20 protein-coding genes are annotated in these 25,796 nt (G+C 38.4%); 12 read left to right on the top strand and 8 right to left on the bottom strand.

All coding sequences use genetic code 11. The features are described from left to right. Nucleotides 1-37 precede the first annotated feature (37 nt). The 5 genes from cdaA to A3IA_RS0102510 all read left to right on the top strand — a co-directional run bounded on the left by cdaA (nucleotide 38) and on the right by A3IA_RS0102510 (nucleotide 4,411). On the top strand, nucleotides 38-892 hold the full coding sequence (gene cdaA, locus A3IA_RS0102530) for a diadenylate cyclase CdaA (protein ID WP_018379775.1): 855 nt from the start codon (nucleotides 38-40) through the stop codon (nucleotides 890-892). Beyond that, nucleotides 892-1,848: a CdaR family protein gene (locus tag A3IA_RS0102525; protein WP_026217522.1), complete on the top strand. Its 957-nt coding sequence runs from the start codon at nucleotides 892-894 to the stop codon at nucleotides 1,846-1,848. Before cdaA ends, A3IA_RS0102525 begins: the two co-directional genes overlap by 1 nt. Nucleotides 1,849-1,898: 50 nt before the next feature. Beyond that, entirely contained in the window at nucleotides 1,899-3,251 is a 1,353-nt protein-coding gene (gene glmM / locus A3IA_RS0102520) for a phosphoglucosamine mutase (RefSeq protein ID WP_018379773.1), read from the top strand. 73 nt (nucleotides 3,252-3,324) lie between these two features. Beyond that, nucleotides 3,325-3,693, top strand: coding sequence for an iron chaperone (locus A3IA_RS0102515; protein WP_018379772.1), 369 nt, complete (start codon nucleotides 3,325-3,327; stop codon nucleotides 3,691-3,693). Then, complete coding sequence (locus A3IA_RS0102510) at nucleotides 3,683-4,411, top strand: pseudouridine synthase (RefSeq protein ID WP_018379771.1); 729 nt, start codon at nucleotides 3,683-3,685, stop codon at nucleotides 4,409-4,411. Before A3IA_RS0102515 ends, A3IA_RS0102510 begins: the two co-directional genes overlap by 11 nt. Before the next feature lie 456 nt (nucleotides 4,412-4,867). Here the strand turns inward: A3IA_RS0102510 and A3IA_RS0102500 are convergent, their stop codons facing one another. Next, nucleotides 4,868-6,109, bottom strand: coding sequence for an aminopeptidase (locus tag A3IA_RS0102500; RefSeq protein WP_018379769.1), 1,242 nt, complete (start codon nucleotides 6,107-6,109; stop codon nucleotides 4,868-4,870). A gap of 348 nt (nucleotides 6,110-6,457) precedes the next feature. On the opposite strand from A3IA_RS0102500, the gene A3IA_RS12440 reads away from it, so the two are divergent. The 3 genes from A3IA_RS12440 to A3IA_RS12900 all read left to right on the top strand — a co-directional run bounded on the left by A3IA_RS12440 (nucleotide 6,458) and on the right by A3IA_RS12900 (nucleotide 8,416). Beyond that, on the top strand, nucleotides 6,458-6,589 hold the full coding sequence (locus A3IA_RS12440; RefSeq protein WP_018379768.1) for a DUF4044 domain-containing protein: 132 nt from the start codon (nucleotides 6,458-6,460) through the stop codon (nucleotides 6,587-6,589). Between the two features lie 46 nt (nucleotides 6,590-6,635). Beyond that, nucleotides 6,636-7,949: a GTPase ObgE gene (gene obgE / locus A3IA_RS0102490; protein ID WP_018379767.1), complete on the top strand. Its 1,314-nt coding sequence runs from the start codon at nucleotides 6,636-6,638 to the stop codon at nucleotides 7,947-7,949. A 302-nt stretch (nucleotides 7,950-8,251) separates the two neighbouring features. After that, complete coding sequence (locus tag A3IA_RS12900; RefSeq protein WP_018379766.1) at nucleotides 8,252-8,416, top strand: hypothetical protein; 165 nt, start codon at nucleotides 8,252-8,254, stop codon at nucleotides 8,414-8,416. Between the two features lie 258 nt (nucleotides 8,417-8,674). Here A3IA_RS12900 and A3IA_RS0102480 read toward each other — a convergent pair whose 3' ends face one another. Both A3IA_RS0102480 and A3IA_RS0102475 read right to left on the bottom strand, forming a co-directional pair. Further along, nucleotides 8,675-10,432 carry a glycerophosphodiester phosphodiesterase gene (locus A3IA_RS0102480; RefSeq protein WP_018379765.1) on the bottom strand — a complete coding sequence of 586 codons (1,758 nt, stop codon included), beginning with the start codon at nucleotides 10,430-10,432 and terminating at the stop codon, nucleotides 8,675-8,677. 63 nt (nucleotides 10,433-10,495) lie between these two features. Beyond that, nucleotides 10,496-12,001 carry an ATP-binding cassette domain-containing protein gene (locus A3IA_RS0102475; RefSeq protein ID WP_018379764.1) on the bottom strand — a complete coding sequence of 502 codons (1,506 nt, stop codon included), beginning with the start codon at nucleotides 11,999-12,001 and terminating at the stop codon, nucleotides 10,496-10,498. A 347-nt stretch (nucleotides 12,002-12,348) separates the two neighbouring features. Between A3IA_RS0102475 and A3IA_RS0102470 the strand changes: the two genes are divergently transcribed. After that, nucleotides 12,349-12,852 (top strand): P-loop NTPase family protein, encoded by a 504-nt coding sequence (locus A3IA_RS0102470; RefSeq protein ID WP_018379763.1) that lies wholly within the window; start codon nucleotides 12,349-12,351, stop codon nucleotides 12,850-12,852. Between the two features lie 20 nt (nucleotides 12,853-12,872). Here A3IA_RS0102470 and A3IA_RS0102465 read toward each other — a convergent pair whose 3' ends face one another. Both A3IA_RS0102465 and A3IA_RS0102460 read right to left on the bottom strand, forming a co-directional pair. After that, nucleotides 12,873-13,613 (bottom strand): amino acid ABC transporter ATP-binding protein, encoded by a 741-nt coding sequence (locus tag A3IA_RS0102465; RefSeq protein WP_018379762.1) that lies wholly within the window; start codon nucleotides 13,611-13,613, stop codon nucleotides 12,873-12,875. Beyond that, the gene (locus tag A3IA_RS0102460) at nucleotides 13,613-15,793 is read right to left on the bottom strand and encodes an ABC transporter substrate-binding protein/permease (protein ID WP_018379761.1); all 2,181 of its coding nucleotides are present in this window, start codon (nucleotides 15,791-15,793) and stop codon (nucleotides 13,613-13,615) included. Before A3IA_RS0102460 ends, A3IA_RS0102465 begins: the two co-directional genes overlap by 1 nt. Nucleotides 15,794-16,010: 217 nt before the next feature. Between A3IA_RS0102460 and A3IA_RS0102455 the strand changes: the two genes are divergently transcribed. Both A3IA_RS0102455 and uvrB read left to right on the top strand, forming a co-directional pair. Further along, entirely contained in the window at nucleotides 16,011-16,943 is a 933-nt protein-coding gene (locus A3IA_RS0102455; RefSeq protein ID WP_018379760.1) for a CPBP family intramembrane glutamic endopeptidase, read from the top strand. 189 nt (nucleotides 16,944-17,132) lie between these two features. Further along, nucleotides 17,133-19,124, top strand: a complete 1,992-nt coding sequence (uvrB, locus tag A3IA_RS0102450; RefSeq protein ID WP_018379759.1) for an excinuclease ABC subunit UvrB — start codon at nucleotides 17,133-17,135, stop codon at nucleotides 19,122-19,124. A gap of 365 nt (nucleotides 19,125-19,489) precedes the next feature. On the opposite strand, the gene A3IA_RS0102445 is transcribed toward uvrB, so the two are convergent. The 3 genes from A3IA_RS0102445 to A3IA_RS0102435 form a co-directional block, all read right to left on the bottom strand. Beyond that, nucleotides 19,490-20,326, bottom strand: a complete 837-nt coding sequence (locus A3IA_RS0102445) for a sugar ABC transporter permease (RefSeq protein ID WP_018379758.1) — start codon at nucleotides 20,324-20,326, stop codon at nucleotides 19,490-19,492. After that, nucleotides 20,326-21,687 (bottom strand): carbohydrate ABC transporter permease, encoded by a 1,362-nt coding sequence (locus A3IA_RS0102440; protein WP_018379757.1) that lies wholly within the window; start codon nucleotides 21,685-21,687, stop codon nucleotides 20,326-20,328. Before A3IA_RS0102440 ends, A3IA_RS0102445 begins: the two co-directional genes overlap by 1 nt. Nucleotides 21,688-21,865: 178 nt before the next feature. Next, nucleotides 21,866-23,098, bottom strand: coding sequence for an extracellular solute-binding protein (locus A3IA_RS0102435; protein WP_018379756.1), 1,233 nt, complete (start codon nucleotides 23,096-23,098; stop codon nucleotides 21,866-21,868). A gap of 1,489 nt (nucleotides 23,099-24,587) precedes the next feature. On the opposite strand from A3IA_RS0102435, the gene A3IA_RS0102430 reads away from it, so the two are divergent. Next, the gene (locus A3IA_RS0102430; protein WP_018379755.1) at nucleotides 24,588-25,613 is read left to right on the top strand and encodes a LacI family DNA-binding transcriptional regulator; all 1,026 of its coding nucleotides are present in this window, start codon (nucleotides 24,588-24,590) and stop codon (nucleotides 25,611-25,613) included. The last annotated feature ends 183 nt before the right edge of the window (nucleotides 25,614-25,796 follow it).

Genomic DNA, 25,796 nt, shown 5'->3' with positions numbered 1-25,796 from the left:
CTAATTAGAAGGTACAGATAAAAAGGAGCGTACCAGTATGAGTTTTTTTTCACAGTTTGATGCTAGATTCTGGCAATCACTGTTTGACAGTCCTTGGACAATACTAGTCAATGTTTTAGACGTCAGTCTTGTTGCGTATTTAATTTATCGATTTATTAAAGCATTGGCTGGCACTAAAGTGATGTCTTTAGTTCAGGGAATTATCTTATTTATTCTTTTAAAATTAATAGCAGAATCTATCGGTTTGACGACAATAACCTATCTGATGAATCAAATCATCACTTATGGTGTGATTGCAGGTGTCGTTATTTTTGCGCCTGAAATCCGTTTAGGATTGGAAAAATTCGGTAGAACAACACAACTATTTGCATCAGGTTCATCTTTGGCAACTGATGAGGAGAGGTTGATAGAAGCTTTGGTTAAATCTGTCGCTTACATGAGCCCTCGTAAAATCGGTGCCCTAATTTCAATTCAAGGGACACAGACCTTGCAGGAATACATCACTACAGGTATCCCCTTAAATGCAGACATCTCTAGTCAATTGTTGATTAATACTTTTATTCCCAATACCCCATTACATGATGGTGCAGTGATTATAAAAGGTAAGAAAATTGCAGCTGCTTGTTGTTATCTTCCTTTGACTGAATCAACAGCTATCTCAAAAGAATTTGGAACAAGACATAGAGCAGCGATTGGTTTATCCGAAAATTCAGATGCTCTAACGATTATTGTATCAGAAGAAACAGGTGGTATTTCTATTACGCATAACGGACGCTTTCAACATGATTTAAGCAATGAAAGTTTTGAGTTGATTTTAAAAGAGATTCTCATGGCGGATTTAGATAAACCACTTAGCTGGAAGGAACGCTTGTTTGGGAAGGAGAAAAAATGATTAAGAAATTTTTTAACCAACCAATTTTTTACATAGTTGTTTCCGTTTTCTTTGCTTTGGTTTTATTCTTTTTGGCTAAATCAACAACTTATAACGCTTCTGGAACACAGTTGTCTCGTGTCACAGAGACCTATAGTCATACAATTGAAAGTGTTCCTATTGATATTAAGTATGATACTGAAAAGTATTTTATCAGTGGTTATTCTTATGAAGCGGAAGTTTATCTAACATCAACAAATCGTATCAAACTTGATTCAGAAATCAATGAAGACACCCGGCGTTTTAAGGTTGTGGCGGATTTATCCAATGTCAAAGCTGGAACGACTAATGCCAAACTACAAGTTGTAGGATTACCTAGAGATATGAATGCTACGGTCAATCCGAAAAGCGTAGCAATTACAATTGGGAAGAAAGCTAAAAAGACCTTTAAGGTAAAATCGACTATTCCACCTGCTCAGGTAGCAGATGGCTATGAGATCGAGAGTGTGGCGACTGGCATCTCTGAGGTTAGTGTCACTAGCAATGAATCAACTCTGCAACAAATTGACCACGTTGAGGCAGTCTTGCCATCTGATAAGGTCTTGAGTAGTGACTATAGTGGAACGGTTAATTTGCAGGCCGTTTCATCAGATGGTACGATTTTGGCTTCCATAGTTGATCCTGCTAAAACACAGTTGAAAGTTTCGGTTAAAAAATTGACCAAAGAAGTTCCGATTAATCTTTCACTGACCGGTGTTCTATCGGATAAATTGACTGATATTAACTATAAATTAAGTCAAGAAACCGTGACGATTTCTGGAACAAAAGAAGAACTTGCTGCTGTTGATAGCGTTGAGGGGACTGTGGACATCACAGGAGTGACTAAGGATCTGTCTAAAACAGTATCATTATCAGCTTCAAATGTGACTATTGTCCCGCAAACAATTACGGTTAAGTTGACAACAACTAAGAAATAAGACATAATAACGTTTAAGAAAAATGGAGGAGTGCGTAAGCACTAAAGATTATGGGAAAATATTTTGGAACAGATGGTGTTCGTGGAGAAGCTAACTCAGAGTTAACACCAGAATTAGCATTTAAACTTGGTCGTTTTGGCGGCTATGTTCTCAGTCAGCATGAAAATGAGCGTCCGAAAGTCTTCGTGGCGCGTGATACACGTATTTCTGGTGAAATGCTAGAGGCTGCTCTGGTAGCAGGGCTCTTATCCGTCGGAATTGAAGTCTATCAACTTGGTGTACTTGCAACACCAGGGGTTTCATATCTTGTAAGAACTGAAAATGCTAGCGCTGGCGTTATGATTTCAGCTAGCCATAATCCTGCTCAGGATAACGGGATTAAATTCTTTGCCAATGATGGTTTCAAACTTAGTGATGCGCTAGAGGCAGAAATTGAGGCGCTTTTAGATGCTGAGGAAGACACCCTACCGCGTCCATCAGCTGAGGGGCTTGGAACTTTAGTTGATTACCCTGAAGGTCTTCGTAAATACGAAGCATTCTTGGTGTCGACAGGTGTCAAACTTAATGGTATGAAAATTGCTCTTGATGGTGCCAATGGTGCTGCCCATCGTTCAGCACGTCATGTTTTCTTAGATTTAGAAGCTAATATTTCAGTTATTGGGGATCAGCCGGATGGATTGAACATCAATGCTGGCGTTGGTTCAACGCACCCAGAAGCTCTCCAAGAGTTGGTTAAAGAAACAGGATCAGAGATTGGTTTAGCCTTTGATGGCGACAGTGATCGTTTAATTGCTGTCGATGAAAACGGAGAGATTGTAGATGGTGACAAAATCATGTACATCATCGGTAAGCATATGGCGCAAAATGGTCAATTAGCTAAAAATACGATTGTAACAACCGTAATGTCAAACTTGGGTTTCCATAAGGCTTTGGATAGAGAAGGTATTGATAAGGCAGTTACAGCAGTTGGTGATCGTTACGTTGTGGAAGAAATGCGTCAATCAGGCTATAATCTCGGGGGTGAACAGTCTGGACATGTTATTATTATGGATTACAACACGACTGGTGATGGTCAATTGACAGCTATTCAGTTGACGAAAGTCATGCAGGAAACAGGAAAATCACTGTCTGAATTGTCATCAGAGGTAACTATCTACCCACAAAAACTTGTCAATATTCGTGTTGAAAATGCCATGAAAGATAAAAGCATGGAAGTTCCAGCTATCGCTGATATTATCGCTAAGATGGAAGCTGAGATGGCTGGCAATGGCCGTATTCTCGTCCGTCCAAGTGGAACAGAGCCTCTTTTGCGAGTTATGGCAGAAGCACCAACAGATGAAGAAGTAGACTATTATGTTGATACTATTGTTGATGTTGTTCGTGCAGAAATCGGTATTGATTAGAGCAGATAAAGTCGTCATTTGACGGCTTTTTCGGTATCATGGAAGAAATGGTAAAAATAGTGAGGTTAAAGCAATGCCAATGCTAGCAGACAGTAAGGCTGTAGATGATTATATCGAAAAAGTGGATGAAACACATCAGACTTTTTTGAAGCAGATAAGAGAGGTAATAAAATCCTCTTTGCCAGATACGGTGGAGGGTTTAGCCTGGTCTATGCCATCCTACTGGCAAAATACTTACTTAATCCATTTTCAAGCCTTTAAAAAGCACGTCAATGTTTATGTTGGACTTGAAGCAGTGATTTATTTGCAAGATAACTATCCTGAACTATCATACACCAAGCGAGGGTTTCAGTTAGTGTATGGTCAGAAAATTCCCAAAAAAGCAATCGAGGATGTGTGTCAATGGCAATTACAGCAATATGGGGAAAAAGATGAGACTTGATAAATTTTTAGTTGAAAATGGTATTGGCTCTCGAACAGAGGTCAAAGCCATTCTCAAGAGGAAACTTGTAGCAGTAAACGGGAAAGTAGAGACATCACCTAAATTGCATATTGATCCAATGACGGATCAAGTGTCTTATAATGGTCAGTCATTGGTCTATGAGGAATTTCTTTACTACATGCTATATAAGCCAGCGGGGGTGATTTCAGCGACAGAAGACGCTCAACATAAAACCGTGATGGATTGTTTAGATGACTTGGCTAGGAAAAAAGGCGTGTTTCCAGTTGGTCGCTTGGATATTGATACAGAAGGTTTACTTTTATTGACCAATAATGGACAATTAGCACATGCTCTACTATCCCCTAAAAAACATGTTGACAAAATCTATCAGGCAGAGGTGGATGGTATCATGACTAGAAAAGATCAAGATGTCTTTCAAGAAGGTATTGTGCTAAGTGATCATCATTGCCTACCCGCTCAGTTAGATATTTTGTCAGTGGACGTGGAAAATCAAAAAAGTCTTGTCAATATTACGATTCAAGAAGGTAAATTTCACCAAGTTAAGCGTATGGTGAAAGCTTGTGGTAAGAAAGTTACCTATCTTAAACGTCTATCTATGGGACCGCTATTACTTGATGACAGTTTACAAAAAGGAGACTGGCGTCGCCTGACTGAGAAAGAACTCTCATGTCTAGAGTCATTTGGTGTGACATTATAAAAAAGAACGCGCTTGTGGGGAAAGGAGCCAGAACGTAGATACCCTTCTGAAAATTTGATAATTTGGGCATCTTGTAAGAAGATGGCTAATCATTAAACTTTTAGAAAGGATGTTATAGTCTTTTGAATTAACTTTGATAGATAGTCACTTTCGACTTGGTCTATTCATACTCAAGGAAAAGCAAAAGCAGACTAGGCGACGCCGATACAAATAGAACTGTCTTCATCAAATCAAGTTAATAAGGTCTGTTTTTGATTTTCGAAGAGTATCAAGTATTGTCCGCGTCTTTTTTCTTCCTTGTTCTGAAAGTTAATGCCTTTGACTATATTTCAACCTTTTTGAGAGTTTTTGTTTTTGGCTATAAAGAAAAAGATTGAAGAAAACTATCCAAAATGGAGTTTCTCTTCAATCTGAAACGTTTATGGGTAAATGAGATTCTTTTTGATATTATCGGATTTAGATAGCCCATTCTCCGCTGCGGAAGATTGGCACAACTTGACCGTCTGCAGTGATTCCGTCAATATCCATCTGATCTGAACCAATCATAAAATCAACGTGAGCAGTTGAGCGATTGAGCCCTGCGGCTTCCAATTCTTCGTTTGACATTTCAGTCCCTCCTTCAATACTGAAGGCATAGGCTTGACCGATAGCCAAGTGGTTTGAGGCATTTTCATCAAAGAGAGTATTGAAGAAAGTCAATCCTGATAATGAAATTGGTGTTTTATGTGGGACAAGAGCCACTTCACCTAGAGAGCGGGCACCATCACTTTCTTCCACTAGACGTTTGATGGTATCCTCTCCTTTTTTAGCAGTAACATCAACAATACGTCCATTTTCGAAAGTGAACTTCATGTCTTCGATGATAACGCCAGCATAGCTCAATGGTTTGGTAGAAGATACGTAACCATCAGCACGACGGTAGTCAGGGGCAGTGAAGACTTCTTCAGTTGGCATGTTAGCGATAAATTCTTCACCTTGAGCATTGATGCTACCAGCAGCTTCCCAAAGATGATTTTTAGGCATGCCGAGGGTCAAATCTGTTCCAGGAGCTGTGTAATGAAGGGCATCGAATTGGTATTTGTTTAAAATATCAGCTTTTGAAACCAAGTTCGCTTGATGCTGATCCCAAGCTTTAATTGGATCTTCTTCATAAACACGGTTAAGTTTGAAAATAGTATCCCAAAGGGCATCAACTTGTTCTTCCTCAGTAGCTAAATCTGGGAAAACAAGGGCAGCCCATTCTTTACCAGACGCAGCGGCTAAATTCCAGCTAACTTTATTTGATTGTGTTGCTTCGCGTTGTGCGGCAAGAGCAATTGCTTGGGCTTGCGTAGCTTTTGACAGGCGTTCTTGATCTACGACTGAGAAAACATTTGGATCGGATGAACGGATAACCAAGCGGCTAGCTTTTTTCTCTAAGAAATAGTCTGACTTAGCCACCAGGTAATCAGCAACACTTGTGACGCGCTCCTCATCAGCGTGTAGGAAGCGATCACGCGTAATTTGGTCATCAATGTAGTCAACAACAACCTCAGCAGCACCATATTGGTAAGCAAATTTGGTTAATAAACGAGCGAAATCAACTTGATCAACGCCAATTGAAATAACAAGTGTGTGTCCTTTTTGAACATTAACCCCTTTAGCGATTAGCAATTCTGCATATTTGGCTAAATTAGCTTGAAAATTAGGTAAAACCATAATTGTCTCCTTTTTACATACTTACATCCATTCTATCATAAAAACGCTTTAAACTCATAATTTTTCGATAATTCCAAAGGGTGAGGAAGTGACCGTGACAAACGTATGAGAGAGTTTTAGCATGGAAAAGAAGTTTTTTGTATTTCAATGTTCAGATTTTCCTAAAATAAGTATTATTTTTTAAAGTTCTTACTAGAGAGAAATTTCTAAAAGGAATTGACATCTGCACTATAATTCGGAAATAGCAGTTTCATGCGTATGGCGTGGGAAGTGACTGGTATCAGTTGATATATGATCTAAATCATGGTATTATTTTAAGAGATAAATTCAGAATAAGAGGTATGACTTTTGGCATTTGGAGATAATGGTCCACGTAAGAAAACAGCATTTCAAAAATTAACAATTGTAGTCGTCTTTTTGATGGTTATCATAACTGTAGCTGGTCTTGTTGTATCAGCTTTAGGTTCATTGGGCTGGTAGAAAAAACGCTGTAAAGCGTTTTTTTCTGCTAAGAAAAGAGGAAAATATGAGTATGTTTTTAGATACAGCCAAGATTTCAGTTAAGGCTGGTCGCGGCGGTGATGGTATGGTTGCCTTTCGTCGTGAAAAATATGTCCCAGACGGAGGGCCTTGGGGCGGTGATGGCGGACGTGGCGGAAACGTCATTTTTGTCGTGGATGAAGGTCTTCGTACCTTGATGGATTTTCGATACAATCGTAAATTTAACGCCCAAGCTGGTGAAAAAGGAATGACAAAGGGCATGCACGGAAAAGGTGCTACGGACCTGTACGTCAAAGTACCACAGGGAACAACTGTCCGTGATGCGGAAACAGGGAAAGTTCTAACTGACTTAATTGAAAACGGTCAAGAGTTCGTTGTCGCACGTGGTGGTCGTGGCGGGCGTGGTAATATCCGCTTTGCAACACCTAGAAACCCAGCCCCTGAAATTGCCGAAAATGGTGAGCCAGGAGAAGAGCGCCAACTTGAGCTTGAATTGAAAATTTTGGCTGATGTCGGTTTGGTTGGCTTCCCATCTGTTGGGAAATCAACACTTTTAAGTGTGGTTTCAGCGGCTAAACCTAAGATTGGAGCCTATCACTTTACAACTATTGTACCTAACATCGGTATGGTGCGTACGAAGTCGGGTGAAAGTTTCGTCATGGCAGACCTTCCAGGATTGATTGAAGGGGCTCACCAAGGTGTCGGTTTAGGCACACAATTCTTGCGTCACATTGAGCGTACGCGGGTGATTCTCCATGTTATTGACATGTCTGCCAGTGAAGGACGTGATCCATTTGAAGATTACCAAACTATCAATAATGAGTTGGAATCTTATAATCTTCGTTTGATGGAACGTCCGCAAGTCATTGTGGCTAATAAGATGGATATGCCCGAATCAGAAGAAAATCTGAAAACATTTAAAGAAAAATTGGCAAAAGAATACGATGAATTTGACGAATTGCCAATGATTTTCCCAATTTCAAGTATTGCCCATCAAGGTTTAGAGAATCTTCTTGAAGCAACCTCCGAATTATTGGATAATACAGATGAATTCTTGCTTTATGATGAGTCTGATATGCAGGATGACGAAGTTTACTATGGCTTCAATCCAGATGAACGCCCATTTGAAATTTCGCGTGATGATGATGCCTCTTGGGTACTTTCTGGTGAGAAACTGGAAAAACTCTTTGTCATGACGAATTTGGAACGCGACGAATCCCTTATGAAATTTGCACGTCAATTGCGTGGCATGGGTGTTGACGAGGCTCTTCGTCAACGTGGTGCCAAAGATGGTGACATCGTCCGTATCGGTAACTTTGAATTTGAGTTTGTGGATTAGGATAAAAAGACGCCAACTCTTCAAAGCAAAAAAGTTGTGACGACGAAGTTTGGCTTCTAGGATAAAAGGCTCTCGCTACAATTTTCTTTTTGAAGTGCGCAGAATGTAAGCTGTATGCAGCTAAACTTAAAGTTTGAAAGCGATAATACAGACAGTTTTCCTTCCTATCGTAGAAACAAGAAGGTCGGCAGCAGAAGCTTCGGGAAATTTCTTTAACGTTTATATGATTATAAATCAAACGTGATTACATAATCTTGAAATTTCAAAATTAGAACTCAAAAAATCATTTACGGGAGGTTGTCATGGGAGATAAACCCATATCTTTTAAAGATAAAAACGGTAATTTTGTTTCGGCAGCCGATGTTTGGAATGCTGCTAAGTTAGAAGAACTTTTCAACCACCTCAATCCAAATCGAAAGTTACGATTAGAGCGTGAACGAAAAGCAAAGGAAGCAGAAGTTAAGTGAGTAACAAAAAAGCATGATGGAGACTTTTAGTCCATCGTGCTTTTTTAGTCTTTTGCATTAACTGTGATACATGGTCACTTTCAACTTGCCGTACTTATACTCTTCGAAAATAAAAGCAGACCTTGTTGACTCGATTTGATGAAGACAGTTCTATCTACCTCTGTATCGCGCCTAGTCTGCTTTTGATTTTCATTGAGTGTTAAGTACCGTCTGTGTCTCAGTCTCTTGTTCTGAAAGTTAATTCATTTGACTATGGTTTTACCCTAAATTAAAAAATCTCATCAAAAAAGATAAATAATCTTGTTGGTGACTAAGAAGATGCTTCTGCTCGTAGCGAGCCTTGTTGGGATAATCCGTGATAAGCCCTTCAATAGGCGTTTCCAAGTAAGTTTCCAATTGCTTTTGGTCATTGATAGTCCAAATATACAAATCCTTGTTCTTATCATGGGCTAATGTTGCAATGTGATTGGTGTATGAAAATTCTTCAAGGGCATAAAAATCGACTTTATCACTTATAAAATCACCGAATTGAAAAGTGATAACATGCCCTGTTTTGAGATCAGGACGTCTTTTCTCAATAGTTTCGATGAGGCTTAAATCTAGGGACATGAATTGATTTTTTGGATTATTTGAGACTTTGGCTAATTCTTTTAAGAAGTATTTCGCATAATCAAGTTGATTTTTCGCAGGCTTTAACTCAATCAAAAGAGGTAAGTTCAACTTCTGAGCTTCTTCAAGAAATGTTTTGAAGGAGACGATTTGACTGGTATGACCATTTTGTCTAATGGTTTGCCCAATGATGTCTTTTGCTTTGGATTGACTAATCAGTTTTGATCGACCAGCAAGACGTTTTAGATTATCATCATGGCTAATGACAAATTGTTTATCCTTTGTCATTAGAACATCGAGTTCAACCATATCTGCCCCTGCTTTTTTAGAAGCTTTCAGACCTTCTATAGAATTTTCAACGGCCTTGTCAACATAACCACGATGAGCGATAATTTTGACATTTTTGGGGTCACCATTGCTAAGCCTATTGGTATTGTAAAAGAAGGCACCAAAAGCAATGGCAGTATTTAAAAGAAGAAGTCGTATCCAACGGCTTTTTTGACGCTTAGGGTTCGGCTCTATTTCAATGATGTCGTTTTGTTCAAGATTTAAGATAAGGTAGGCAAGGGATGCTAATTTAATAAGCAGGCTTGCAGCGAATATGATTAACCAGGTAAGACTAACTAAAATCGTTTGTACCAGGAGTTCTGTACTGCTATCTCCCCTAAAAAGAAGAGTGAGGACGGCGCGCGTAACCCCTGTTGCCATAAACGATACAAGGGTAATAGATCCAGCGATAAGTGCCAGTCCCACTAAGGTTAGTAGAGAGTGTCCAGCAGTCATCTGCCAACTGGTTTTGAGATTATCAGTGAAATGATGATCCTTACGAACCACCGTTAGAGGTAGCGTGTAGACTAAGCGGATATTGATGTAAAACAGCAGAGCATAGGCGATAAAAAGCCCAACTTGACCGGTGTTAGATTTTTGTAGTTCTCCAATGATAAATTCAGGAATATAGAGCCGCGCAATCAAAGCAGATGAGAAGAAGAAACGAAGCATTGGAATGGTTATCAGCAAGTAGGATAGAAAAGAAAGAAAGTGTCGTCCCTTAATGCTGTAAATAAAATTTTTAAAATCTCTTTTAAAGTATTCAAATCCAAACGCTATGGGAACTTCTTTATAGCGTAGTATTTCAACAAGGAAGGAGAATTCTATAAAAACCAGAAAGGCTAGTACCAGTAGGTAAATAAGTAGGAGTAAAAATGTCAGTGGATTAGCAAAAAAACTATAGATGTTATCCATCGATAGGCCGGGAAAACCTGAAGATATTAAAATGCCACGAAAAAGCCAAGAAAGTAGGTAAGATCCGCCAATGGTTATGCTAACCTGTAGAAATGCCGTTCGAAGGCTGTAAATGATAAAATGCTTGTAGATGTCATGTAAGACAGCAAGAAGTTTGATAATCATAAGATTCTTTCTGTTGATATGATTATTCTATTTTATCAAAATGAGCGTATTAGTGGAATGTCTTCATCTTATTTGTTCAAGTTTTTCAGGAGTTAGCTGATACCTCTTTTGAGCCACCTCTCTAATGTAGTTTCTGTCATGTGAGACACTAATGATGGCTCCTGGAAAGTCGCTGAGAATTTCTCGGATGATGGGCTGACTAGTCGGAGAAAAATGTCGAGTTGGCTCATCTAAAATAAGCACATTATTACCCGCTAAAACCATTTTGGCTAAGAAGAGTTTGGCTTTTTGACCACCAGACAAACCCATTAACGAATGTGAGATTTCATCCTTTGTGAAACGAAGACTTGCCAGTAGAGTCCTTGCTTTTTCTGCTTCAGTAACTTCGCTTAGAAAGTCAAGAGGAGAAAGATTGGGATTCAAAAAGTCATCGTAATGCTGGGGCATATAGCCAAGGGATAGGTCTGTTCTAGAAGATAGCTCGTTCATGATTTTCTTGAGAAGGCGAGTTTTACCGACGCCGTTTGAGCCAGTGATAACAAGTTTGTCTTGACCCTTTATCAGTAAGTTAGCAGTCTGGCCAGTTTGGAGTGGCTGCTCTATCCAGTTGATTAGGATTTTGTTGGTTGAAAGGGGAGTGGTTTCTGAAAAGAAGAGATTGATAGCGTCCATATCCTGTGGGATTTCAGTAAATTTTTCTGTCTCCTTTTCATAGCGTTTTTCTTGTGAGAGAATGTTTTTTAGCTTTTTTGCTAACAACCGACCTGCTGCATCATTTTTAGTATGACGAAGCTGATGTTCTACACTTTGGTGAATGCGATGACTGCGAATCATACGGTCTCGATGTTCTTCTCGTTCCTTATTAGCTCGTTGCAGTTGTCGCTCAAAAGTCTTTTTACGATTTTCTTTATAGTTTCTATAGTTACTTTGGAAGTAGCTAGCACGTGGTGTGGAACGTTTTTTTAATAACTCTAAATGAAGAATAGCAGTGGCTGTATTTTCTAGAAAAGTTTCGTCGTGAGAGATAAAGATAATCGTCTTATCAGATTGGGCAATAAACTGTTCTAACCAATTAACACTGTCTGGGTCTAGGTCACTAGATGGCTCATCTAAAATCAGCAAGTCAGGATCTTGTGCTAAAATTTTCAGTAATTGTATTTTTAATTTTTCACCCCCTGATAAACTATATAGCGTTTGGTTATTATCCTCAAGTTTCTCCACCTCAAGCTGAAAGCGCTCAGCCAGTTTGTAAAATAAGGAAAAGTCGAACATGCTGTAATCCATGTCCCCATAGAGAAAATCAGAGACACTTTGTTCCAGCTGATTGGCAGTTAAGCTCTGTGGTAAATAGCCGATGTGATGAAAGTGATTGATGACTTTTCCTTCTACCTTGATGTAGTCGGAGATGGAAGTAATGTCTATGAGTGCTTTGATAAGGCTTGATTTGCCAGTTCCTTCTTCACCGATAATGGCTAATTTGTCGCCATCGTTAACAACTAAACCAAGATCTTTAACCAAATCTTGTAAGTCTTTTTGATGGGTTAGGGTAAGATGTTGCGTTTGTAACATAAATGCCTCCTTTTAAACAAGATAAAAACTCCCCACTTTATCAAGTAGAGAGTTTGGGTGTACAAAGTGACCTGATATTCAATGAAAATCAAAATCAGACTAAGCAACACAGATAGTAGATAGAACTGAAGCCCATCAAAACAAGTTGACAAGGTCTAAATTTGATTTTAGAAGAGTGTGAAAAGTCAGCATTTGAAAACAGGTATAAAAGAGCACACTAAAAAACAAAACTTGATAAAGCTATCATATGTTGTTTTTTAGTGAATCATGTGCTCCTTACCTCCATATGTTATTGAAACGACTATAGCATATTTTGCAAATGGTGTCAATTTTGATATGATGGAGTTATGAAAAAAATCATTGTTATTGGTTGCCCTGGCTCGGGCAAATCAACCTTGGCTAGACAACTCGCAGAACTGACAAAGTTACCCTTACACCATTTGGATTTGATGAATTGGAATGCTGACAGAACAACAGTAGCACCTGAGATTTTTCTAGAACGTCAACGACATGTTTTAAAGCAAGACTCCTGGATTATTGACGGTAATTATGGTGGTACGCTAGATTTGCGCTTTAAAGCATGCGATACCATTATCTTTCTAGATTTTCCTTTGGACGTCTGCATAGAAGGTGTTATGAATAGAATCGGGACTGTTAGATCAGATATGCCATGGGTTGAGGAAGAAGTTGATTTAGAGTTTTTAGACTTTATCAAAGAGTTTCCAGAGAACAGTCGTCCTAAAATCTTAGCTTTAATTGATAAATTTTCCCATAAAAATATTTATCAATTAATAAGCAGAGAAGAGGCGGAAGAATTTCTACAGGCAATGAAAAAAGCATTCGAGTTATGAAACTTGAATGCTTTTGTTTTTTAATGACTAAGAACCTTATCAAGGAAGTCTTTGAGTCGTGGATGTTGTGGATTATCAAAGATTTGTTCTGGTGTGCCATCTTCGATAAATTGACCACCATCGGTAAAGATAACACGATTGGCAACTTGACGAGCAAATCCCATCTCGTGGGTAACAATCAACATGGTCATGCCCTGTTCAGCTAGGTCTTTCATAACGTTAAGAACGTCTCCAACCATTTCAGGGTCAAGGGCAGAGGTTGGTTCGTCAAAGAGCATAATATCAGGATTCATGGCTAATGAACGAGCAATGGCAACACGTTGTTTTTGTCCACCAGACAAACTCTCTGGAAGAGCATCACGTTTTTCAGCCAATCCAACTTTTTCAAGGAGTTCCATTGCTTGCTTTTCAGCTTCAGTTTTATTTAGTTTTCCAAGTTCTGTTGGGCCAAACATAATGTTTTCAAGAACAGTCATGTGAGGGAATAAGTTGAAGTGTTGAAACACCATGCCGATATTTTCACGAGCTTTGTCGATATTTGTTTTTGGATCTGAGAGTTCAAATCCATCAACGATAACATTGCCACTTGTGATGGTTTCTAGTAGGTTGAGAGTACGAAGGAAGGTTGATTTTCCTGATCCAGAAGGACCGATGATACAAACCACATCACCTTCGTAAAATTTAGCATCAATCCCTTTTAAGACTTCGTTATCGCCGTAGGATTTGTGCAAATCTTGGACATCAATTTTTAATTCTGCCATTATTTAAGCCTCTTTTCTAGACGTTTTGCCAACTTAGTCAATAGGGTAATGATGACTAGGTAAATGATTGCAAGGATTGCATACATACGGAAAGATTGGTAGTTACGAGCAATGATAATTTTACCCGTTTGGAAGAGCTCCACTAAACCAATAGCCGATACAATGGTTGTATCTTTCAATGAAATAACAAATTGGTTGACGAAGTTTGGAAGCATTAGTTTAACTGCTTGTGGTAGAACGACCTTGCGCATCGTTGTTTTGTAAGAAACACCAAGACTTCGGCTGGCTTCCATTTGTCCACTAGGAACGGCTTCGATACCACCACGAACAATTTCAGCAATATAGGCACCACCGTTTAAAGAAAGGGCAATAGTTGCTGCAACAAAGTCATTGATTGGTGATTGTTGGCCTGTAATGCTTTCAATGAAGTTTGGAATTCCCCAGAAAATGAAGGCAGCGACAATCATAAGTGGAATACCACGCACCACATCAACGAAAACTGATGAAATAACACGAAGTGTTTTATTTGGAGCGACAGCCATCATACCAAAGATAATTCCGATAATCATGGCAATCGCAAATGAAATAAGTGTTAGCCCGAGAGTCTTACCAAGACCTGAAAGAAGTTGTTTGTAGTTGTTTTTGATGAGACCAAGAATGGTGGTTTCATCAATCGTTTTTTCTTCTTTGTTTTCGGAAGTTGTTGAAGTAGCAAGGTATTTTTTAACGAGTTTATCGTAAGTACCATCTTCTTTAAGGGCAGCCATACCGTTGTTGAACATTTCAATAAGCTCTTGGTTTGTTCCTTTTTTAACGGCAAATCCGACTTGACCAGAAGGTTCACCTTTGAGCGGTGTTTCAAACTCGCGACCTTGTTGAATGGCGTATGCTAATACTGGTTCGTCATCCATAAGCGCATCGATAGAACCTGAATTCAAACTATCATACATTGTAGACGCTTCGTCAAATGCTTTGAGTTTATAGCCGTATTTGTCTTTTTTGCTAGCAAGGAAATCGTAAGAAGATGTTCCGTTTTTAGCACCGACTGTTTTACCTTTTAAATCTTTATAAGCGGTAATGTCAGTCCCTTTTTTAATAGCAAGGATAATATTAGTAGTGTAGTAAGGATCAGAGAAATCAAATGTTCCTTTACGTTCGTCTGTAATGGTCATACCAGCGATAGCACCATCAGCTTGACTAGATTGGACAGCGTTAAGAGCAGCATCAAAACCAACATTGTTAATTTTTATCTTGAAACCTTGTTGTTTAGCGATGGCTTTAATCAAGTCCATGTCGAAACCTGTGTATTTACCTGCATCATCTTGGTATTCAAATGGCGCAAAGGAAGTATCAGATGCAATAACATATTGTTCTTTTTGAGGTTCCGCTTTTGCGTTTGCATCACCAGTAGAACTGAGTTTAGCAATAGCTGCTTCTTTACCGAGCCATTTGGTCATGATGTCATCATAGGTACCGTCTTTTTTCATTTCAGCAAAAGCTTCATTGAAATCTTTGATGAGGTACTCATACTGGCTTCCTTTTTTAACAGCAAAAGCAAAGCTACCGACTTTTTCACCATCCATTTTGATAGCGTAATCCTTGCCCTGATTAATTGCAAATTGGACAACAGGTTGGTCATCCATAGCCGCATCAACCGAGCCTGAATCAAGGCTGTTATTCATAAGATCACTAGTGTCAAAAGTTTTAACTTTAAAATGGTACTTTGTCTTGATTTTATCTAAGAAAGTTTGAGCAGCAGTACCATTTTTGACACCGACTGTCTTACCTTTTAATTGGCTATATTTTGAAACATCCTTGCCTTTTTTAGTGTATAGGACAACAGCTGTATCGTAGTAAGTGTCAGAGAAAGTAAAGACTTTTTCACGAGGTTCAGTAACTGTTGTACCAGCCATCAAGGCGTCTGCTTGGCCAGCTTGTACAGCATTTACTGCGGCATCAAAGCCAGGAAAAGTCATATTAATATCCCAATTCTTACGTTTGGCAACTTCATTAATAATATCAACATCGATACCTTTGTAAGTTTGGTCGGAATCTTTGAATTCAAATGGTGCATAAGCGGTGTCAGAGACAACGTCAATCGTATCAGCAGCGACACGAGCACCGAACACAAAGAAAACAGAAACAAGCGTTAGTAAGAAAGCTTTAAATTTCGTCTTCATGTCCATCTCCTTATATAAAAAAATTATAGCTCATTATAGCAAAATCTTTAAAAAATAGCAAGATTTTAAGGAAGTGGTGTTATAAAACCTAACATCACGATGATAGATTTTTATAGAAATCTATCAAAATGGCAATAATACAAAGAAAACGTTAAAATTATGCATTCTTTTTAAAATAATATTATAATGAATATAGTAAATTAAAGGAGTTTTAAATATGAAGAAAATGCTTTCCAATCCAAAACAATTTGAGCGCTATCATAGATGGCCAACCTGGTTGCTGGTACTTTTGGGTTGTGGAATGGTCGAAGGATTCTTTTTTGTGGGGACTCTTATCTTCGGGATAATTGTCGGTATTATATTTTTGGGATTACTTCTTGTCTCTGGACAGCTACAGAATGCTGAACTTTCTAAACTCGTGTATAGCTTACATGTTGAACTATTAGCCTTTGCTTCTGTCGCTATGCTGCTTTTGGCATGGGTAAAATGGGTGGAAAAACGCTCCATAGTCACCTTGGGCTTTTACAAGGAAAAGTGGTTTAAAGAATTACTTCTTGGTTTTGGTCTTGGTACGATTCAGTTTAGTCTTTCACTTTTACTAGTTTGTCTACTAGGTGGAAGCCATTTTCAAAGTGTTGATTTCTCAACTAGCACCTTGCTTTTTGTCATTTCCATTATTCCTTTCTGGTTAATTCAAGGCGGTACTGAAGAACTCCTAACGCGTGGTTGGTTGCTCCCTTTGATAAATAGTCGTCTTGGCATCTCAGCTGCTGTTTGTTTATCCAGTCTCTTATTTGGTCTCATACATCTGGGAAACGACCATGTTACCTTCTTGTCTATTTTAGATATTGTTTTGTCAGGAATTACGATGGCTCTATACATGCTTTATCGTGATAACCTTTGGAGTGTTGTTGGACTTCATGGGGCTTGGAATTTTGTCCAAGGTAATATTTATGGTATTGAAGTATCAGGCAGCAAAACAGGTCCCTCGATTTTTCATTTTGTGAATAATCCCAATGCTCCTGACTGGCTATCAGGGGGATACTTTGGTACGGAAGGGAGTTTGATTACTTGTTTAGTCGAAGTTTGCTTTATGCTAGGAATTCTTTATCTCATAAAGAGACAACAAAGACAGACAGGATCAGTATAGTTATACTCTTCGAAAATCAAAAGCAGACCTTGTTGACTTGATTTGATGACCTTCAGGTCTATCTGCTATCTGTGTCGCCTAGTCTGCTTTTGATTTTCATTGAGTATTAGTTAAGGATTGGGTGAGAACGCAATCCTTTTTAAAAACTTTTTTTCCTATTAAAAGGAAGTGCTATGATAAAATAGAAGCATGATAGATAGACAAGAAAATAATGTATTTAAATTAGTATCAAAATATCAACCATCGGGAGATCAACCACAAGCTATTGAGCAGTTAGTTGATAATATAGAAGGTGGTGAAAAGGCTCAAATTTTACTCGGTGCCACAGGTACAGGAAAAACCTATACGATGAGTCAGGTCATTAGTAAAGTCAATAAACCGACCTTGGTTATTGCTCATAATAAGACTTTGGCGGGGCAACTCTATGGTGAGTTCAAAGAGTTTTTCCCAGACAATGCGGTGGAATATTTTGTTTCCTATTATGATTATTACCAACCAGAAGCCTATGTTCCTTCATCTGATACCTATATTGAGAAGGATTCTTCGGTTAATGATGAGATTGATAAATTAAGGCATTCAGCGACGTCAGCGCTTTTGGAGCGAAATGATGTTATTGTTGTTGCTTCCGTATCTTGTATCTATGGTTTGGGATCGCCCAAAGAATATGCTGATTCAGCCGTTTCACTGCGCCCAGGTCAAGAAATCTCGCGCGATCAATTGCTGAATCAATTAGTAGATATTCAGTTTGAACGTAACGACATTGACTTCCAACGTGGGCGTTTTCGCGTCCGTGGAGATGTTGTAGAAATTTTCCCAGCTTCTCGTGATGAACATGCTTTTCGTATCGAGTTTTTCGGTGATGAAATTGATCGTATTCGTGAAATCGAAAGTTTGACAGGTAAAAATCTCGGAGATGTTGAGCATTTGGTTCTCTTCCCAGCAACTCACTTTGTGACCAATGAGGAGCATATGGAGCAATCCATCGCTAAAATTCAAGCTGAATTAGAGGAGCAACTGAAAGTCTTTGAATTAGAAGGCAAACTCCTAGAAGCCCAACGTCTCAAACAACGAACAGAATATGACATTGAGATGTTACGCGAGATGGGCTATACCAATGGTGTTGAAAACTATTCACGTCATATGGATGGACGAAGTGAAGGCGAGCCACCTTATACGCTTCTTGATTTCTTCCCTGAGGATTTCATGATTATGATTGATGAAAGCCACATGACTATGGGACAAATCAAAGGCATGTATAACGGTGACCGTTCTCGTAAACAGATGCTGGTTGATTATGGTTTTCGTTTGCCATCAGCTCTTGATAACCGTCCGCTTCGCCGTGAAGAATTTGAAAGTCATGTTCATCAGATTGTTTATGTGTCTGCAACCCCGGGTGACTATGAGAACGAACAAACCGATACAGTCATTGAGCAAATCATCCGTCCAACAGGTCTCCTAGACCCAGAAGTAGAAGTTCGTCCAACCATGGGACAAATGGACGATTTGCTAGAAGAAATTACTATCCGCTCAGAAAAAGGCGAGCGTACCTTCATTACCACTCTGACTAAGAAAATGGCGGAGGATTTGACAGATTATCTGAAAGAAATGGGTGTCAAGGTCAAATACATGCATTCAGATATTAAAACGCTTGAACGGACGGAGATTATCCGTGACCTTCGCTTGGGCGTCTTCGATGTCCTTATCGGGATTAACTTGCTCCGTGAGGGGATTGATGTTCCAGAGGTCAGTCTGGTGGCGATTTTAGATGCTGACAAGGAAGGATTTCTTCGAAACGAACGTGGTCTTATCCAGACTATTGGACGTGCCGCCCGTAACTCAGAAGGACATGTTATCATGTATGCGGACAAGATTACCGAATCTATGCAACGCGCTATGGATGAAACTGCTCGTCGTCGTAAGATTCAGATGCACTATAATGAAGAGCATGGCATTGTTCCGCAAACGATTAAGAAAGATATTCGTGACTTGATAGCGATTTCGAAAACTTCAGATACAGATGTCGCAGAAGAGACGGTTGATTATTCAGCAATGACTAAATCTGAACGTCAAGAGGCCATTAAAAAGCTGCAAAAACAAATGCAAGAAGCAGCAGAATTGCTTGATTTTGAATTGGCAGCTCAAATTCGTGATATGGTGCTTGAACTAAAAGCGATGGATTAAAAAGTTGACAAGATAGAAACTGCTGGTGAATGTAGCAATCAGAATCTAGTCAGAATTATGTTTAGATAGTCAAATGAATTCTCTTTCAGACAAGGAACAGAAAGACGCAGACTAATTGAGTATGAGTAGGGCAAGTCGAAAGTGACGGCGTATCAAAGGTAATTCAAAAGACTATAATGTCAATACGAACTATCACTAAACAGCAGAAAAAAAGCTAACCTCCTTGCCCACAAATACTTGGTTCAGTTCTTAAAGGAAAATTTGGAAAAAAGAGAACCAAAAAACAAGGACTTTCTTCTGCTACGCTTAAAACATCAAAAAGCATGTCAGTTACGAGCTGACATGCTTTTTTAAGTATAGTAGGGTTATTTAACCGAACCACCAGTGATACCTTCAACATAGTATTTTTGCATAAACATGAAGAGGAGAGTGATTGGAACGGCGATGAGGACAGATCCTGCTGTGAATGACATGAACCATTTATTGATGGTGTCAGGTTGTAACATTGAGAAGAGCCCAATAGCAACCGTGTATTTATTTGTAGCATCACCTAGAATGACTTGAGCAAAGATGAAATCCATCCATGGTCCGATAAATGCCATCAAGGCTGTATAGACGATGATGGGTTTTGAAAGGGGGAGCGTAATCTTAAAGAAAATATCTTTACGAGTAGCACCATCAATCATTGCAGATTCATCAAGGGAATAGGGAATTGTATCAAAGAATCCCTTAGCAATGTAGAACCCTAGAGCTGCACCTGAAGAGTAAACCAAGACCAAGGCGGCTAGTGACTGTGTCAACCCAATAGCCTTGAGGATGTAGTAGATAGCAATCATACTCATGAATCCTGGGAACATATTCAAGACAAGAGCTAATTTCAAAAAACCATTGCGGAATTTAAATTTAATACGGCTGAGTGAGTATGCCATAGCAACGGTAATGAATGTAGAGATGATGCAAGTAGCAATCGCCACAATCAAAGTATTAAGGAACCATCTTCCAAATGGGAAGGACGAATTAGTAAAGAGGTTAACATAATTTTCTAATGTCCATGTTTTTGGGATGAAGTAATTCACGTAGGCAGTTCCTTCACCACGTAAGCTGGTTAGGATAACCCAAGCGATAGGAAAGAGCCAGATAATTGAGAGAACGATAAGTAGGGTATAGACAAACCCTAATTGCATACGACGTTTTGATTTCATTATTTAGCAACTCCTTCCTTGTAAGACGCTGTTCTGGTATAAGCCATCAAACTAAATCCAGCTGATAGGACAAAGATCAAAATACCGATAACAGATGCTAGGTTATAGTCTGCAGCAGTAACCGTCAATTTATAAAGCCATGTCACCAAGAGGTCTGTAGAACCGGCTTGGTAAAACTTAGAGTTGACAGGTCCACCACCAGTTAGGAGATAAATAACATTAAAGTTATTGATATTACCGATAAATTGCTGGATTAGAGTTGGGGTCATGATAAGCAGAATTTGTGGGAAAGTGATGGATTTGAAGACTTGGATTTTACTTGCCCCATCAATTTCAGCAGCTTCAATTTGCTCTTGTGGCAGGTTCATGATAATACCAGTAGCAACCAACATCGTCACTGGGATACCCACCCACATATTAACAAAGATAATTGAGAACTTAGCCCAAAGAGGATCTGATAAGAAGGGAAGTCCTTGATCAATCAATCCTATTTTTTGTAAGAGAACGTTTAGAGGGCCTTCGTCATTTAGCAAATTACGCATAATGAGAAGAGAGATAAATTGTGGTACCGCCATGGTGATAACAAAAATGGTACGCCACATCTTCTTAAATTTGAGACCTTTAGTATTAATCAAAAGAGCAAGAAGAATACCAAAGAAGAAGTTGGTTACTGTCGCAAATACTGCCCAGATTAAGGTCCATGATAATACGGGGAAGAAAGTACCAGCCATACGACCACTGAGGATATTGCTAAAGTTGGTAAAGCCTACCCAATCAAAGAGTGATTTTGGAGGCAGATGATTATGGTCATAACTGGTAAAAGCTAAAGTAATCATGTAAATCAAAGGTAAGATGGTAAAAAGTAAGACACCAATCATTGGAATCGCCATAAGTGTCATATGAAAACGACCGTTTGACAGTGTTTCAATATCTTCTTTGAATGATGGGATTTTAGCATTTTCTTTCTTGATAACATAAAGATTTCGAGCGCTCTTTAGGTTACACCAGTAAATATAAGCAAATACCAAGCAGAAGATAATCGATGCCAAGCCAAAGATAAGCATAAGCATTGAATTATCCCCTTCAACAGCAACAGAAATTTCAATGCCATTTATGGTTTTTGTGGTCATTCCTTGTTTTTTCGTTCCAAGTGTTATCAAATGACCAAAGGCTGGTATAATCTGTGTCACAAAGGCAATTAGAAAGGCAATCTCGGTTGCTAGGAATAAGCAGCCTTTGACAAATTGTTTGTTGGCAAGATTGGCAAAGCCCATAATGATTGCTGAGAGTTTAATATCCCATCCACCTTTGGAAAGCGCTTCTGGAACACTAACGTCTTCATAAAAGAGGGACTTAGTCATAGGTAATCTCCTTTAATTGTGATTGAATTTCTACTGGCTAAATCAGCCAAAGATTAGGGTTTAGTCGATTTAGAGAATAGGAATTCTTAAAAAATAAAAGGTGGAGTGTTCTCACAACACGTATGTTGGAGCTTATCTCCACCTCCTAGATTGACTGCAATGACAATTTTAATGATGCTTATTTAGCGTCAGCCAAGTCTTTGTCAAATTGTTTTAACTTCTTAAGGTAATCAGTTTCTTTAATCTTACCGTTATAAGTATCGCTAAGGATGGCAGCACTTTCAGTCCAGAAGGCTGTCATTTGGCTTAGTTTTGGCATAACAACTGAGTATTCATCAGAAGATCCCATTTTAATAACGGTTTTAGCAAGGTCATCATTTTGAACATCATCAGATGCTTGAACTTCTTTGTTTGAAGGAACAATCTTACGTTCTTCAAATTGGTTTTCTTGGCTATCTTCGCTTGTTAGGTAAGAAGCGAGTTGGTAACTTGCTGCGATACGATCGGCATCACCATCAGCAGGTGCTTGGTTTACAGCATAGAGTTTAACACCTAAGAAGGCTTTTTGTTGAACGTCTTTGTCACCAATCTTCATAGTAGGGTAAGCTGCAACACCTAGTTTGTCTTCGCCTACAGATTCTTTAGCGGTATCATAATCCCATGGACCTGATTCAAAGGCTGCGATTGAACCATCACCAAATTTAGACATGGTATTGTTAGCATCTACGTTAACAAAGCCTTTATTATCTTTTTGGCTTGCAATCCATTTAAGAACGCTAACACCAGCCTCATTGCCCCAGTTTGTGCCTTTAACATCTTCGCCATCTTTACCAAATAATGTATCACCGACAGACATGAATAGAGGTGCAATATGGTAAGCGTTAACTTCTTTCAAGTTAGCACCGAAAGTAGCATTTTCAGTGATGCTTTCGTATGATTTTACTTGATCTTCAGAAAGTTTTTCTTTGTTATAGTAAAGAACTTGTGATTCGATTCCAAATGGGAAGGCATAAGTCTTACCTTTATACTGTGCCCCTGCAAGTGCTTGGTCAGTTGACTCTTTTTTAACTTCTTTAGCGTATTTTTTTGGAAGTGCTTGAATAGCACCTGTTTCTACTAATTGCCCTAGTTGATCGTGTGGCAATGAGAATACGTCAGCAACAGCACTAGGGTCTTTTTTAATTTTTTCTTGTGCTTTTGGATCTTCAGATTCAACAATTTTTACTTTGTAACCAGAATCTTTTTCGAATTTTTTGACAACGTCTTTGTAAGACTTTTTAGCGCCTGTTGGTACCCAAAGTTTGATAGTATCTTTTGAAGTAGCGCTTACCTCAATTGTACTTGCCATAGCAGCTCCACCGACAAGTGAAAGACTTGCTCCGAATAATGCAATTTTTTGCCATGATTTCATAGCTTCTTCCTCCTAAGAAAATTCTTTACACCTCTATTATGCAACCGCTTGCAATAAATGTCAAGTCTTTTTTGAAAAAAATATAAAAAAATTTTAAAATCCCTTTGTTTAAGCTCTTTTTTGATAAGAAATTCTATAACTTTAAGCAATCGCTTGCGCTAACATTATGAATTTGTCTAATAAATTTGAAAAAATTAGGGGAATTAGTTATGCCTAAAAATGCTCCTATTTTTGCTAGTTTTAATGATGGAATGGTTTATATTTATAAAATACTGCCTTTCACATGAGATGTTTAACCACAAAAAGCAGGGTCAAAATGCTGTATTAATTTCTGGCCTTCTTTACTATGGTTTTTGAATTAACTTTGATACATCGTCATTTTCGACTTGCCGTAGTCAGTTTCTTGTCTAAAAGTTAATTGATTTGACTATAGCTAAACAACTGGCAATGACAGCAGTCTCTAGTTCAAATGTTTACTATTGAAGAAAAGAGTGATGAAAGTTTTTATCAAGTATCCACACTCCCAAATTTTAAATACCATTTTCGCCCTACCTTTATACGGATGATTTCATGTTCGAACTTTCCCATTACAAATTTCAACACTAAAAAACGATAAGACAGTGCATATTTTCTATGATAGATTTGTCTTTGCAAACAAGATGTCCAAGTTGAATACTAGTCATCCACAGTAAAAAAGTATCCTTTAGTTGCAGCTAATTGTTGGATAAAATTTTTGATAGCGATAGATAGTGTCCTAATCATGACTTTTGGAGGGCTTTTATATTCTAGGCAAAATTTGACATTTATTTCAAATCTGGCTTGTGGGATATTTCTTTGCTACTGTCATGAATGATGGCTCTACAAATAATTTCCTATACCGTTTTGCGCATGCTAACTTGTGAAGTAGCGGTGGATGGGTTCTTATATAGGATGCGCTAGGTGGTGAACATACCAATCAGCTTACCTTCACCCTTGTAGTTTCCCATGCTAACTCAAAACGTCTTTGTTGTCATGGAAACAAGCCTCTGATTAAACAGCTGTTCACCATATATTTTTCCAAAAAGGAGTTCCAGGATTTATTATGGCGATGGGGTCGGATTGACAGGCAATTCGAATTCTGACGATGGTCGCTTTATGTCATACGAGGAGAAGTAGCAAGATTTAGAGGTTATTAAGAGCTAATTGCTTTTGAAAATAATCCCTTGCCTATCTGAGTCTTGGGTCAGATGGCATTTGATAGTATAACGTCACAAGATAACTTATCGTATTTCCCAGCAAGATAGGCAGATGAGGAAGTAATGGTTCTTATGTTACTAGAAAGAGAAAGCAAGCGTTTGCTATGGATGGAATCTTGCTGCGGCAAGGATTTTAAATAATATTTTGGCAGAAAATAGTTTCCGTATGGCAAAAAATCCCAAAAATTATTGAAAACGCTTGTGAAGTGTTGTAAACTAGAACAATCAAAAGATTATTTAAAGGAGTTTAGACCATGGCTACTATAAAGGATGTCGCAGAAAGAGCTGGTGTAAACCCATCAACTGTTAGTCGAGTGCTCAAAGATAATCACTCCATTTCGCAGAAAACAAAAGAGAAGGTTAGAAAAGCCATGGCAGAGTTGGGCTATGTTCCTAATGTAGCTGCACAAATGCTAGCAAGCGGCTTGACCCATAATATTGGCTTGGTTTTCCCACCATTGGCAACGCCAGATCGTTTAAGTGAGCCTTTCTTTATGCGTATCTTATCAACCATTACCCATGAAGCTAAGTTGAAAGATTTTACAATTTCTATTGCGACTGGAACTTCTTTGGATGACTTATTGGAACAAGTAGCCTTGATGCACCGACAAAAAAGGGTTGATGGCTTTATTATTTTATATTCTGTTCAAAATGATCCGATTAGAGACTATTTATTGAAAAATAAAATTCCCTTTGTGATTGTCGGAGCACCTGAGGGAAATGAAACGCAGATTACTTATATCAATAATGATAACCAGCTCATGGGAAAAAGTGCTGTTGAATATCTCCACAAAAATGGTCATGAGAACATTTACTTTGTGACAGATGACTTGAAGTCAGAAGTTGCTTCAGAGCGTTTTATGGGATATGTCAAAGGAATGATGCGACAGGACTTAACTTATCAACCGATGTTTTTGTTTGACCCATCAGATGCTAAAAAAGTGGATACCTTGATGACTGCTATTCAGACTGGAAAACCCACAGCTTTAGTCGTTATTTCTGACCGTGTTACTATCCGCTTAATGCAACTGCTTTCCTACTATGGCTTGAAAGTTCCAGATGACATCTCTATCATTACTTTCAATAATTCCATTTTTTCAAAATTAATTCACCCTTATTTGACTACTTTTGACATCCATGTTGATCATCTAGGGGAAACTAGTTTCAAGCGATTATTGACCATTATTCAGTCCGATCAAGAAGAAAAAAGCGAACAGATTATCGTTCCTTTTACTCTAAAAGAAAGAGAATCCATTAGAAATTTAAAGAAAAGGAAATAAATTCTAGAGGGTTCTTTATTGAAAAGTTAAAGTCTTTATTTTTAATAAAAACTCTTATAAGTATTGATTTAATGACCTTTTTGGAAGTTTTTCTTTTCCAAAGAAAACTAAAAAGTTGAAAAAGATTATCCAAAATGAACCTTTTCTTCAACCTGAAGCCTTGTTATCAAGGTTTTTTTCGTT

It is taken from the genome of Streptococcus thoraltensis DSM 12221 (assembly GCF_000380145.1).
In the GTDB taxonomy this organism is placed as follows: Bacteria; Bacillota; Bacilli; order Lactobacillales; family Streptococcaceae; genus Streptococcus; species Streptococcus thoraltensis.
This window is presented reverse-complemented; position numbering and strand designations above follow the sequence as displayed.